The sequence below is a fragment of the Flavobacterium sp. GW823-FHT04A11 genome (assembly GCF_058796535.1).
Genome location: NZ_CM179503.1, coordinates 3029280 through 3043591 on the forward strand (window position 1 = coordinate 3029280; position 14312 = coordinate 3043591).

Here is a 14312-nt window from a genome sequence, read left to right on the forward strand (position 1 = left end):
TTGCTTCTAAGTAAATTAGTTATACTAACATATAACCAAAATTTATGAAAAAAAGTAACCAATCATTTAAATTTTTAGTCAAAATTTTTATGATATATGGATTTATTAACAGTTTTGTTAATCTACAAGCTCAAACGTTAGCTTTTCCTGAAGCAACTGGTTTTGGGCGATTTACCACGGGTGCAAGAGGCGCGGCAAATCCTCAAATTTATCTGGTAACCAATTTAAACGACAGTGGCCCGGGTTCTTTTAGGGATGCGGTGAGTCAGGAAGGAAGATTTGTAATTTTTAGAGTAGGCGGTATTGTGAATTTATTGTCTCAGGTTGTTGTGGCAAGCAATACGACGATTGCAGGACAAACGGCAACCGGCGAGGGAATTGTATTTTTAGGGACACGAGTTACCTTTACGGGAGCGAGTAACACAATTGCGCGATATCTCAGGATTCGTTACGGCGGAACGGCTCAAAATCAGGATGCATCAGGACTTGCAAACGGTGCCAATATGATTTTTGATCACATGACTTTTACGTGGGGAACTGATGAAGTTTTTTCGATCAATTGGGATAATAAAGGTCTGAGTCCGGATAATATTACCATTCAGAATTCTATTATCGGGCAGGGCTTACACCGTCATAATCATTCTGCAGGTGGATTGATACAGCCTTCCGGCGGAAAGATTAGTCTGATTGGAAATTTATATATCTGTAACAAAACGCGAAATAATAAGATAAAAGGCATCAACGAGTTTGTAAACAATGTTGTTTATAATTGGGGAAATTATGGTAATACTTACGGACATACCGAATCCGGCGATGCGTATATTATGGGTGGCGATTCTGCCGGAAGTTCTGATGTAAATATTATCAATAATTATTTTATTGGCGGACCTAATACCAGCACGACTATTTCGACGCCTTTTAATCGCGGAAATGATAATTTTTCTTTGTACGGTTCCGGAAATTATTTCGATAATAATAAAGACGGTGTTTTAAACGGTACTTTGGTTCCTTCGGATTTAACGGGATATCCTACGGGAGATATTGCGACGATTTTGTCAACACCGTATGATTATCCAATGAAAAATACCACTTTAAGCGCTGAAGATGCTTATAATAAGATAGTTTCAGGCGTTGGCGCTTCTTATCCGAGACGTGATCAGGTTGATAATTTAATGGTTTCTGATTTGATGTCGAAAGGAACAGCGGCAACTTACGTTTATGTTCAAACAGACTTAACGCAGCAATTTGGTTTTATTAACGGCGGCGCAGGACATGTTTATGGCGCGCCGGCTCCTTTGGATACGGATAATGACGGAATGCCCGACGCCTGGGAAGATGCAAATGAATTAGATAAAAATACCGCTGATGCTTTATCGGTAAGTTCATCGCATGCGCCGTACCTTAATATTGAAGTTTATATTAACGGATTAACAAATGAAACGCCTCCGGATTTTATTATTCCGCCTTCGAATATAAATTTTACAAATGTGGTTTCGACAGAAATTCCGATTGCGAGTTCTTTAACCGTTAACTGGATTGACAGCGCTACAAATGAGAATAATTATGTCATTGAACGTTCTTTAAATGGTACTGATTTTTCAGTAATCACTACATTGGGTGCAAATACAACGACTTATAATGACACGGGTTTATTGCCAAATACGAAATATTATTATCGTATAAAAGCAACAAATAATACAGAATCTTCGGTGTATGAAACGGCATCGTTAACAACACCGCCAATTCCGTTAGCACCAACTAAGGCAAGTGCTCCAATTCCTAATTCAGGATTTGTTAATGCAGAACTCACAAGTGGCAATTTGACTTTAAAATGGAGTGGAAGCTCCAACACGACAACTTATTCGGTTTATTTTGGCACAAATCCTTCAAATTTGACGAAGTTGGGTGATATTGCTTATACTGCCAGTTCGTCTTATGCTGTTACAGGTTTGAGTCCGGCAATAAATTATTACTGGAGAATTGACGCTGTAAATGACAAAGGAACCGCAACGGGAGATGTTTGGAGTTTCCGCGCGCTTACGCCAGGTTTGGTTGGTCATTGGCCGTTTAAAGAAGCAGCGTCTCAGGGAGAGCAAATTACAGATATTACCAGTTATGCCAATCATGGTGTGCTGGATGTTGCATATGATAATGCTAATGTAAGAGTGCCGGGAAAAGCCAATAATGCAATTGATTTTTCGACTTCGGCAAATAATAAATCGATGGTAAATATTCCAAATCAGGATCATTTATTGTTTGATAAAAATTCGTTTACGGTTTCATTCTGGATGAAAGCAGCTCCGGCTTTATTGCCAAGTTCTTCGGCAACGAGTATTTATGTGTTGTGCAAAGGTTCGTTTACCAAGAATACCACAACGGGCGCAACAGGAAGAAGATATAATATCGAAATCAAAGGCGGTCTTTTGCGTTTTGCGATCGATGATGATAAAACCAAAAAAGAAGTCACAACAGCGGCAGCCAAATATTTTACAGATGACTGGGTAAATGTTGTGATTATGAGAGATGTTATTGCTCATAAAATGAGGATTTATACCAACGGCGTTTTTTCAGCTGAACTCGATGAAACTGCTGTTACCGGAATTTCTGAAGAAACAGATTTAGTAATAGGAAATATCGGAGAGCTTGAACTTGCATCAGGAACTGCGCCTGCGCCTTATAAAGGGCAATTTGATGAGCTTCAGATTTTTAATTATCCTTTAAATACGACCGAAGTATTGGAATTGTTTAATCAGGATTTTTTAAGTACGGATAAATTTACTCAAAACAAGAATAATGCGATTGTATATCCAAATCCTGTAAAAGACCAGATTTTCATCAATATTCCGAATTACGGATCGTCTTCTGCAACGGCAATTTTAAGCGATATGACGGGAAAAATTATTCTGAAAGAAAAAATCACTTCGGATGGAAATGGACTTTTTGCTTTAAACATTGGCAATAAAAAAATATCAGGAATGTATGTATTAAATATTTCTTCTGAAGATTTAAATAAGAGTTTTAAAATTTTGGCTGAATAATATTTGTAAACAAATGATCCTAAAGCTTTATTAAACACATAGAAACATAGGCTTATATTTATCAAAAAAGAGTACAAAAAGAAACTAGTTTCTCAAACATAGTTATGTATTTAGAAAAGTAAAACGCCTTTTTTAAGTTTTTAAAATCTATGTTTCATGTGTTAAATAAATCACACTCAGCAATTTTTTCTAATATTAAAACCGTTACATTCATTTGTAACGGTTTTAATATTTATAAGTGTGATTTTAATTTAAAGACCAACAAAATCATCCGTTTTAGGAAAAATACTTAAAGCTTGAATAGCAATTTCAGGCGTTGGAGAAGCCAGTTTACGCAATTTTGTGTCCATCCACGCGCCATCAACAGTAATTACGGCACAAAGCGTGTCATCTTCTTTTCTAAATTCATGAATGATAGACCAGCGCGAAGCATTGGCTTTCATTTTTGAAGTTTTGGTGTGAATGAATATTTTGTCTGAAAGTTTTAATTCTTTTCTAAAAACACATTCTTCTCTAAACAAAACAGGTCCAAAACCCTGCGTTTGCATCACTTTTAAAGTTAAGCCTAATTCTTCGAGAATTTCGATACGATGTTGTGCACCAAAATCGTAATAAGCACTATGTCTAACATGAAAATTGGGGTCAAGATCTGACCAGCGAAAAGATATTTGTTTGGTAAATGAAGCCATTTTTTATTTATAATTTTTTGAAAATCGAAAGTACAAATAAAAAAGCAAAGGCAACTTTTTTGAAAAGTTAAATCCGCTGAGTGTAATATTTTTTAACACATAGAAACATAGTTTGTAGAAATGGATAAAGGCGTTTCACTTGCATCAACAAACATAGCCGATAGAGTTGATTAACCCATTTTGAGCTTTGTCAAAGTTTTAAACTTTGACAAAGCTTGACATAATGTACTTAATATTAATAATATTCGGTTTTAAAAGGTGCGAAATCCTGTAGTTTTGGCAATGGTCGAATCATGATTTTCTTTTTGGTATTTGTTTTCGGGAAATCGTCTTCGCCGTAAGGTTCTGTTGTTTTAATGCGGATTCCCGTTGAAAGATTAAAATCGATATTGCTCATTGTTCCCTGCCCGTCAGAATAAACTTCAGAGAAACCAATCAATTCAAAATTTCCATTCTGATATCTGAATTTATGTTCAAAATTGCCCCGAATAAGTTCATTGTGAATGCTTAAAATTCCTTTTGTAATGGTGATTTCATAAAAGGAATTTCCGTTAGAATATCCATTTCTTCCTTCGGGATATTGCGCGTCGATTGCTTTTACTGTAGAAACTACTTTTTTGAAATTCCCATTGGTTTCGGCAAAATATATTTCGAGTTTATAAGGCGCAGTTTCACTTACGGTATCTTGTAAAACCTGAACATAATCTGATAAACCATCTTTGTTTAAATCGCCTTTTACTTTTGTAATTTCTTTGGAAAAATTATTTTGGGCAGCTAACATTGCAGAAAAAAGAAAGACAAAAAGAAATAGAGATTTTGGCATTTTAATTATTTAATTTTAGATTCTTCAATGGCTGAAATTGTGATATCATCTTCATTTAAAGCGTTTAGAAAATCGGATGCATCGAATACTTCGCCTATTGTTGTTACGCCGGTTTTCTTTGTTGTTCCGGATAGTATTCTGTTTACCGTTTCGACAACCAAAGGCGCTGTTACGGCGTAAATATCCTGGCCTTGCGCCAAAATAGTTTTCTTATTATTGTCTTTTGTTGCGACAACTTCAACAGAAAAAAGCTGAGACGATCTATTCTTTTCGTCGGTAGGTTTAGGCTCTGGCGTAGCTTCGTTTCGAAGATCATCCAAAGAGTTCTGACTTAGAAATGTATTGATTGATTTTACGTTTAAATGGCGCGAAATGGTAATAATTTCGGAAAGCGGTAACGCAACAGCTTCTTTAATTCCAATAGGATTTTTGAAATCCCATTTTATTGGTGAACCCGGTTGAAGTTCTTGTAATTGCTTGTTTTTTAAAGTCAGTCTTATATAATGATTGCGGTCTCCGGTTAATCTGGTTCCTTTTGTTGGATGCCAGGAATCTAAGCCGATATAAACGTTTATCTCGTCAATTTCATTCCAATCCTGAGTTATTGCAGTGCTTAATAAATCAGCTAATCCGCCATAAAAAGCTACGGCAGGAATAACTAAGATTTCTTTTGATTTTGCCTGTTCAGAAAATTGTTCGAATACATCTAAAACAGCTTTTTGTTCGGCACTTAAATCGATGTAATGAATTCCTAAACGCAAAGCCGATTTTATAATAGGTTTTGCTGTATCCAGAAATGGACCGGCACAATTTATAATAATTTTTGCTCCGGAAAATGCTTCGTCTAATGAATTAGTATCGTGAATATTGGCTGCTTTTATCACGGAATCAGGATAGTCATTTTGTAAATCTAATAACTTTTCCTGATCTCTGCCGGAAAGAATTAGTTTGTAACCTTGTCTTTTAAGCTCAGCTAAGATGAATTTTCCCGTGTGTCCGTAAGCGCCGTAAACTGCAATAGTATTTTTCATGGATTAAATAAATTTAAGATATTTAAATAATGCTGTTTGTCTATATTTTAACTTGATTTTTTCACCGATATTGGTTGAATTTTAATCATTACAGTACCGCTTATAATATCATGAATAGCTCTCTTTTTACTACTTGAAAATATAGAAAGAAAAGATAGCCAGCCTAATAGAAACTTAAAAAAATAACGAATTATTGCTTGAAAAAGACTAATTTTTTGATCTTCATTCGAATTTTTTCGAACTCTAATTCCTTTAATATTATTTCCAATTGTTCCGCCAAAAGTTGTCGCAATAGGTTCGTACAAGAAAAGAGAGATCAATAAAAAAGCCCTTAATGAATCTGGTACATTTTTAAAGTTCGATAAAATATCAGAAATAATGATCATACATGCTATTATTAAAACAGAATCAATTAGTATTGATTGTATTCTTTCAATCATAAAAGGGTATTTTTCTTCCATATGTTTTTTCAACGAATGTACTTAATTTTAAGATTCCTTCTTACTATTTAATTTTTTTACAATCCACGGAAGCGTAAGTCCTTGTCCGATGAGAGTAAAAAGCACGACAGCAATTGAGATGAAAATAATAGTATTTCTTTCCGGAAAAGGGCTGCCGTCTTCAAGGAATTTTGGAAGTCCGATCGCGATGGCAAGAGATACAATACCGCGCATTCCTGACCAGCCGAGAATAATACTATTGTTGAAATCCAAAAGGGCATCTTCACTTATTTTTCTTTTTCCTTTATGGTTTTTTTGAAAAGCTTTTTGAAGGTTAATTTTTTGAAGAAATATTCTGACCATTCTAATTAATAAAGCGACAATTGTAATGATAAAAGCATAACCAATATAAGGCAAAATCATGTCGTTATCAATGTCTTTTAAAATGTATCTGAAATTAAGTCCGATTAGGATAAAGATTAAACCATTTAAGATAAAAATGATAATATCCCATAAACTTCGTGAACTGTTTTTTAAACTTTCAGGAAATATTTTTTTACTAAAACGGGCAATTGCCAGCCCTAAAATTACTACTGCAATTACGCCTGAAACATGAAATTGTTCTGCCACTAAATAAGCTATAAAGGGCATCAAGAGCATAAGACTGATGGTAACGTTTACATTTTTATGGACTTTGCTTAATATAAAAGCAAGGATTTTTGCCATTATAAAACCAACAAGGAAACCGCCTCCTAATAAAAATACAAATTGCAGTGTTGCTTTCCATATAATAAAAGTGGAGCCCAATACGGCAGCAACGGCAAAACGGTAGGCCACAAGTGCCGATGCATCGTTTATAAGACTTTCGCCTTCCAGGATTGTAATCGTTTTATGAGGTATTCCGAGTCCTTTTGTAATACTTATAGCGGCTACGGCATCGGTGGCTGAAAGAATTGCGCCTAGTACAAATGCGAGAGGCCAGGTTATATTTGGAATCATATAGTGAGCCACTACAGCAATCCAAAATGCGGTAAGGAAAACCAAAGTTATGGCCAGTGTACTGATGGTATTAATATTGGTTTTGAAATCTTTTGGAGAAATATTAAAAGACGCATCATATAATAAAGGTGGCAGAAAGATCAGAAAGATAATTTCGGGATTGATTTGAATTTCTGTCATTGTGGGAATAAAACCAATTGCGATTCCAACAATTACCAGAAGAATGGGGTAGGGTAATTTTGCTTTATCGGCAAAAGCGGAAAGACCAATTACGATGGCGAGTATAAAAATAATGATGCTGTAGTTTTCCATTTGGATAATTTAGAAAAATGCTAATGTAAGTATTTCGGGTTTTATTTAAAAGTATGGAAAGATATTATAGTATCAGATTATGATAATTTTCTAATGAAACCTAAATCCCTAGCCCTGATAGGAGCGGCATCCTTTTACGGCGGGGTTCGCCGTAAAAGATATAGCGGATAGCAGGAAACAGCTCCTGATAATGACACGTAAAGTGCTGATATGCCACGAATGTCAGGTTTTAAAAATGTCATGTTGTCAGATGATTTTTATAGTGCCGACATGAAAACTGACAATTTACTTTGGTTTTTTATATTGGCACAAAGATTGACTTATGCCACCTGAGTTATAAAATGTATATCAAAATTAAATATATAAAAAATGGGTAAAATAATCGGAATTGACTTAGGTACGACGAACTCTTGTGTTTCTGTAATGGAAGGTAACGAAGCAGTTGTTATTCCTAACGCAGAAGGAAAAAGAACAACGCCATCTATCATCGCTTTTGTTGAAGGTGGAGAAATTAAAGTAGGTGATCCTGCAAAAAGACAAGCGGTAACGAATCCTACAAAAACGATTGCTTCTATTAAACGTTTTATGGGACACACTTTTGCTGAAACTCAGGATGAGGCAAAAAGAGTTCCTTACAGTGTTGTAAAAGGTGACAACAATACACCACGTGTGGATATTGACGGTCGTTTATACACTGCACAAGAATTGTCGGCAATGACACTTCAAAAAATGAAAAAAACTGCTGAAGACTATTTAGGTCAAACTGTAACTGAAGCGGTTATTACTGTTCCTGCTTACTTTAATGATGCACAACGTCAGGCTACTAAAGAAGCTGGTGAAATTGCTGGTCTTAAAGTTATGCGTATCATCAACGAGCCAACTGCTGCTGCACTTGCTTACGGATTAGATAAAAAAGGAACTGATCAAAAAATTGCTGTTTACGATTTAGGTGGAGGTACTTTTGATATCTCTGTTCTTGAATTAGGAGACGGTGTATTTGAAGTATTATCTACAAATGGTGATACTCACTTAGGTGGAGATGATTTTGACCAGGTTATTATTGACTGGTTAGCTGACGAATTCAAATCTGAAGAAGGTATTGATTTACGTTTAGATCCAATGTCATTGCAACGTTTGAAAGAAGCTGCAGAGAAAGCTAAGATTGAATTATCATCTTCTGCTGAAACTGAAATCAACTTACCTTACGTAACTGCTACTGCTTCTGGACCAAAACACTTAGTGAAAAAATTATCAAGAGCTAAATTTGAGCAATTATCTGATACTTTAGTAAAACGTTCTATGGAGCCAGTTGCTAAAGCATTAAAAGATGCAGGTTTATCTACATCTGATATCGACGAAGTAATCCTTGTTGGAGGTTCTACTCGTATGCCAAGAATTGCTGACGAAGTGGAAAAATTCTTTGGTAAAAAGGCATCTAAAGGTGTTAACCCTGATGAAGTTGTTGCTATTGGAGCTGCTATTCAAGGTGGAGTTTTATCTGGAGATGTAAAAGATGTATTGTTACTTGACGTAACACCTCTTTCTTTAGGTATCGAAACTATGGGTGGTGTATTGACTAAATTAATTGAGTCTAACACAACTATTCCAACTAAAAAATCTCAAGTATTCTCTACTGCTGCTGATTCTCAACCATCTGTTGAAATCCACGTATTGCAAGGAGAAAGAGCGATGGCTGCTGATAACAAAACTATTGGTCGTTTCCACTTAGATGGTATTCCACCAGCACCAAGAGGAGTTCCTCAAATCGAGGTTACTTTTGATATCGATGCGAATGGTATCATCAAAGTTTCTGCAACTGATAAAGGAACAGGAAAATCTCACGATATCCGTATCGAAGCTTCTTCTGGATTAACAGCTGAAGAAATCGAAAAAATGAAAAAAGATGCTGAAGCTAACGCTGACGCTGACAAAATAGCTAAAGAAAGAGCTGAGAAATTAAACGAAGCTGACAGCATGATTTTCCAAACAGAAAGTCAATTGAAAGAGTTAGGAAGCAAATTAGCTGACGATCACAAAGTTGCTGTAGAGTACGCTTTAACTGAATTGAGAATGGCTCACCAATCTCAAGACATTCCAGCTATTCAAACGGCTCTTGACAACATCAATGCAGCTTGGAAAACAGCTACAGAAGCTATGTATGCTCAAGGTGAACAAGGTCAACAAGCAGCTCCACAACAAGAGCAATCGCAAGGTGACAATGTTGAAGACGTTGAATTCGAAGAAGTAAAATAATTCTTCTTTAATAATAGTAAAAACCGGATTAGAAATAATCCGGTTTTTTTATGTTTTGTTGTTACATTTGAATATTTAAAAGTAATAAAAAGATTACTTTTTAAAATCAGGATTATTTGTTAATCTTTCCCATCAAAATGATAATTGTCATTTCCCATTCGGATTCTTTTTCGTAATATTACTATTGTAAATTTTTTTGAATGAGAAAGATCAAATACAAAAAGGGACGCAAGCTTCAACATATAACTTTAGAATATACAGGTACACACAAAGAGCATCAAACCGAAATGCAGCTTTTTGTATATGATGATGCCGATGTTGTTGAATATGATAAGTTTACCGTTCAGGCTTTGAATTCCTGCTTTGATTATACTAAAAATAACTGGCTTAATGTTCACGGTTTAAATGATATCAATCTTATAAAAACCATTGGTGCTCATTTTAAACTGGACGATTTTTTACTCGCCGATATTTTAAATACTACCAAAAGAACCAAATTAGAAGAACAGCAAAATGTGTTATTCTTCAATATAAAATCACTTTTACCTTCTGAATATTCAGATAATATTAGTGTGGAGCAAATCAGTTTTATTTTGAAAGAGGGAATTTTAATTTCGTTTCAGGAAAAACGAAGCGATTTTTTTGCTCATATTCGGGAACGTCTTCGTACACATGCAGGAATTGTAAGGACTAAAAAAGTAGACTATTTACTGTATTTATTATTAGATGCCGTTATGGAAAATTTTTACATTACAATTGAAGATGAAGAAGAGAAAATTGAGGATTTAATCAATTTAACCAAAAAAGGCGCTGATCCTGTTATTTTGGAAAAAATAGAAAACCATCGCGATAATTTCAATTTTTTAAAACGTTCTATTGTACCGCTTCGGGATTCGCTGTATTACTTGAAAACGATAAAAGATGATGATACCAATTCTTTAATACAGAAAGACACTTTCAATTTTTTTATACGCTTACATCAAAAAAGTTTAGAGCTGTTAGAACAAATAGAATCGGATATGAGCGCATTAGAAAGCGCTTCTAATTTTTATTTTTCGGAACAAAGTCGGAAAATGAATGAAATCATGAAAACGCTGACTATTATCTCGGCAATATTTATTCCGCTGACGTTTATTGTGGGAGTATATGGAATGAACTTTGAAAACATGCCGGAACTCAAGACCCAAAACGGTTATTTTGTGGTATTGGGAATCATGTTTCTGCTTGTCTTGGGATTAATCATTTATTTCAAAAAAAGACGTTGGTTTTAATTCTAAACTATAATTAAATACATAATATTTAGTTTCAAAATATAAATTATGAGTAAAGCAATATATATCGCCACAAGCGACCAAAATAGCGGAAAATCGATCATAACACTCGGTTTGATGAGTATTTTGATTGGTAAAACGGCCAAAGTAGGTTATTTCAGGCCGATAGTCGAAGATTTTGTCGATGGCGAATTAGACAATCATATTGAAACGGTTTTGTCTTATTTTGACCTTGATATTAAGTTTGAAGATGCGTATGCCATCACGAAAAGCAAACTGATCAAGAAAAAAAATAAAGGAAAAATAGGAGAGGTTTTAGACCTTATTATCGAAAAATATAAAAAGCTCGAAGAACGTTTTGATTTTGTTCTTGTGGAAGGAACCAGTTTTACCGGCGAAGGAACTTCTATAGAATTGGATTTGAATGTTTTAATCGCCAAAAATCTTGGAATTCCAACCATAATTATTGGTTCTGGAGTTGGAAAAACATTAGAGGAATTAGTAGACAGCCTTTATTTGGTTTATGATTCTTTTAAAGTAAAAGATGTGGAAGTTTTGTCTGTTTTTGCGAATAAAGTACAGCCGGAAAACATAGAACTGGTTACAAAAAGTCTTCAGAAAAGTTTGCCTTCGAATGTTTTAGTGAATACAATTCCGATAATTTCGAGCTTGGATAATCCAACGATGCAGGAAATTGTAAATGAGCTGGATGCTAAGGTTTTATTTGGAGAAAATTATCTCAATAATGAAATCGGACATTTTAGCGTCGGCGCCATGCAATTGCACAATTATTTAGTTCACTTAAATGATAATGCACTTGTAATTACGCCAGGAGACCGTTCTGATATTATTTTAGGCGCTTTACAAGCCAATGAATCAGTTAATTATCCAACAATTTCAGGAATTATTCTAACTGGCAATATTGTTCCGGAAGAAAGCATTTTGAAACTTATAGAAGGACTTTCGGCGATTGTTCCTATTATTGCTGTTGATGGCGGAACGTATCATATTACCAATAAAATTGGATCTATAAAATCGAAAATCTATGCCAACAATACGCATAAAATTGAAACTTCGATCAGCACGTTTGAAAAATATGTGGATAATGAAGCTTTATCCGAACGATTAATCACTTTTGTACCGGAAGGAATGACACCAAAAATGTTCCAGTACAATATGGTGAAAAGAGCCAAACAACATCGCAAACATATTGTTTTACCGGAAGGAAATGACGACCGAATTATCATCGCAGCTTCAAGATTATTGGATATGGATGTAGTTGATATTTCGATAATTGGAGACAAAAAACAGATCGAAAGTAAAGTTACCGAACTAGGAATCACTTTTGATTTTTCTAAAGTAAATATCATTAATCCAATAGAATCTAAAAACTACGACGATTACGCCAATACGTATTATGAACTTAGAAAAAACAAGAATGTAAGTATTACAATGGCGCGGGATTTAATGGAAGACGTCTCGTATTTTGGAACTATGATGGTGTATAAAGGTCACGCTGACGGAATGGTTTCCGGAGCTGCACATACTACCCAACATACTATTTTACCGGCGTTGCAATTCATTAAAACCAAGCCAAATTCTTCTGTAGTTTCATCCGTATTCTTTATGTGTTTAGAAGACAGAGTTTCTGTTTTTGGAGATTGCGCAATAAATCCAAATCCAACTGCAGAACAATTGGCCGAAATTGCGATTTCATCAGCAGAATCGAGTGCGGCTTTTGGAATAGAACCAAAAATCGCCATGCTTTCTTATTCTTCGGGATCATCAGGAAAAGGAGATGAAGTAGAAAAAGTAAGAACCGCAACCGAAATTGTAAAACAAAAACGTCCTGATTTAAAAATTGAAGGGCCAATTCAATATGATGCCGCAGTAGATCGCGCCGTCGGTTTAAGCAAAATGCCGGATTCTGAAGTGGCAGGGCAGGCGAGCGTACTTATTTTTCCTGATTTAAATACAGGAAACAATACCTATAAAGCAGTGCAAAGAGAAACCGGAGCCCTGGCTATTGGGCCAATGTTACAAGGTTTAAACAAGCCGGTAAACGACTTAAGCCGTGGCTGCACTGTAGACGATATTATAAATACGGTAGTTATTACAGCAATTCAAGCGCAGGGATTATAATCAATTAAAAATTAGAAATTAAAAATCAGAAAAACTCTGGAGTTTCGTCACAAAAAATAACTTAGTGACTTAGCGCCTTAGTGGCAAAATACTCGAAAATGAAAATATTAATTATAAACTCAGGAAGCTCTTCAATAAAATATCAATTAATGGTTATGCCGACAAACGAAGTAATTTGCAGCGGTATGATCGACAGAATTGGATTGGAAACTTCAAATGTAACCTTTAAAACTTCGTCAGATTCAATTGAAGAACTATTACCCATTCCGAATCATAAAGTAGGTTTGCAAAAAGTTGCCGATATGCTTTTGGATACAGAAAAAGGAGTTATAAAATCGACTTCAGAAATTGGAGCAGTTGGTCATCGCGTGGTGCATGGAGGAAGTTATTTTTCGGACACAACAATTATTACAGAAGAAGTTAAAGAAAAAATAAAAGAACTTTCAGAATTAGCGCCTTTACATAATCCCGCTCATTTAGTTGGGATTACAGTTGCCGAAGAAATTTTTGCAGATGCAAAACAAGTAGCCGTTTTTGATACCGCTTTTCATCAGACAATTCCTGTTGAAGCTTATAAATATGCTATTCCAAATTATCTTTTAACAGAAAATAAAGTCCGCGTTTATGGTTTTCACGGAACAAGTCATAAATATGTATCTGAAAAAGCGATTGCTTATTTAAAAGATAATTCGAAAATAATCACCATTCACTTAGGAAACGGCTGTAGTATGACCGCCATTAAAGACGGAAAAAGTATTGATCATACAATGGGTTTTTCGCCTTCAAATGGTTTAATTATGGGAACTCGTGCCGGTGATATTGATCAGTCTGTTATTTTTTATCTCACTAAAAATTTAAATTATACTGCTGATGAAGTAAATGCTATTTTACTGAAACAAAGCGGAATGCTTGGGCTTACAGGCTATAGTGATTTACGTGATATTGAAGCAGAAGCCGAAAAAGGAAATACAGATTGTCAATTGGCTTTATTAATGAACGCATACAGAATCAGAAAATATATTGGATCTTACACCGCTGCTTTAAATGGTCTGGATGCTATTATATTTACGGCCGGAATTGGTGAGAATTCCTCTTATATGCGCAAACTGGTTTGTACAGATATGGATTATTTTGGAATTGAATTAGATAACGAGAAAAATCAGATTCGTTCAAAAGCCATTAGAGAAATAAGCACAGCAAATTCAAAAACAAAAGTTTTGGTTGTACCAACTGATGAAGAATTCGAAATTGCAAATCAGGTGTATCAATTGCTTGAAAACTAATTTAAAATATAAATTTTGACTCAAAAGCTTC

10 protein-coding genes are annotated in these 14312 nt (G+C 34.9%); 5 read left to right on the forward strand and 5 right to left on the reverse strand.

Features of this window, described 5'->3' with window-relative positions:
* The first annotated feature begins 89 nt into the window (after window positions 1-89).
* Window positions 90-3038 carry a LamG-like jellyroll fold domain-containing protein gene (locus AC3QL1_RS13015; RefSeq protein WP_492491930.1) on the forward strand — a complete coding sequence of 983 codons (2949 nt, stop codon included), beginning with the start codon at window positions 90-92 and terminating at the stop codon, window positions 3036-3038.
* Between the two features lie 251 nt (window positions 3039-3289).
* Here the strand turns inward: AC3QL1_RS13015 and AC3QL1_RS13020 are convergent, their stop codons facing one another.
* From AC3QL1_RS13020 to AC3QL1_RS13040, 5 genes are all read right to left on the reverse strand, one after another.
* Window positions 3290-3727 carry an acyl-CoA thioesterase gene (locus AC3QL1_RS13020; RefSeq protein ID WP_492491932.1) on the reverse strand — a complete coding sequence of 146 codons (438 nt, stop codon included), beginning with the start codon at window positions 3725-3727 and terminating at the stop codon, window positions 3290-3292.
* Between the two features lie 235 nt (window positions 3728-3962).
* Window positions 3963-4550: a hypothetical protein gene (locus tag AC3QL1_RS13025; protein ID WP_492491934.1), complete on the reverse strand. Its 588-nt coding sequence runs from the start codon at window positions 4548-4550 to the stop codon at window positions 3963-3965.
* A 5-nt stretch (window positions 4551-4555) separates the two neighbouring features.
* On the reverse strand, window positions 4556-5581 hold the full coding sequence (locus AC3QL1_RS13030) for a saccharopine dehydrogenase NADP-binding domain-containing protein (protein ID WP_492491936.1): 1026 nt from the start codon (window positions 5579-5581) through the stop codon (window positions 4556-4558).
* A 47-nt stretch (window positions 5582-5628) separates the two neighbouring features.
* Window positions 5629-6042 carry an RDD family protein gene (locus AC3QL1_RS13035; protein WP_492491938.1) on the reverse strand — a complete coding sequence of 138 codons (414 nt, stop codon included), beginning with the start codon at window positions 6040-6042 and terminating at the stop codon, window positions 5629-5631.
* Between the two features lie 27 nt (window positions 6043-6069).
* Window positions 6070-7332 carry a Na+/H+ antiporter gene (locus AC3QL1_RS13040; RefSeq protein WP_492491939.1) on the reverse strand — a complete coding sequence of 421 codons (1263 nt, stop codon included), beginning with the start codon at window positions 7330-7332 and terminating at the stop codon, window positions 6070-6072.
* A 369-nt stretch (window positions 7333-7701) separates the two neighbouring features.
* On the opposite strand from AC3QL1_RS13040, the gene dnaK reads away from it, so the two are divergent.
* The 4 genes from dnaK (at window position 7702) to AC3QL1_RS13060 (ending at window position 14281) form a co-directional block, all read left to right on the forward strand.
* Window positions 7702-9585 carry a molecular chaperone DnaK gene (dnaK, locus tag AC3QL1_RS13045; RefSeq protein WP_492491940.1) on the forward strand — a complete coding sequence of 628 codons (1884 nt, stop codon included), beginning with the start codon at window positions 7702-7704 and terminating at the stop codon, window positions 9583-9585.
* Window positions 9586-9785: 200 nt separating this feature from the next.
* Window positions 9786-10856: a magnesium/cobalt transporter CorA gene (gene corA / locus AC3QL1_RS13050; protein WP_492491942.1), complete on the forward strand. Its 1071-nt coding sequence runs from the start codon at window positions 9786-9788 to the stop codon at window positions 10854-10856.
* Window positions 10857-10904: 48 nt separating this feature from the next.
* Window positions 10905-12998, forward strand: a complete 2094-nt coding sequence (gene pta, locus AC3QL1_RS13055) for a phosphate acetyltransferase (protein WP_492491944.1) — start codon at window positions 10905-10907, stop codon at window positions 12996-12998.
* Window positions 12999-13096: 98 nt separating this feature from the next.
* A complete protein-coding gene (locus AC3QL1_RS13060) occupies window positions 13097-14281 on the forward strand; it encodes an acetate/propionate family kinase (protein ID WP_492491945.1) in 1185 nt (394 codons plus the stop codon).
* Window positions 14282-14312 lie beyond the last annotated feature (31 nt).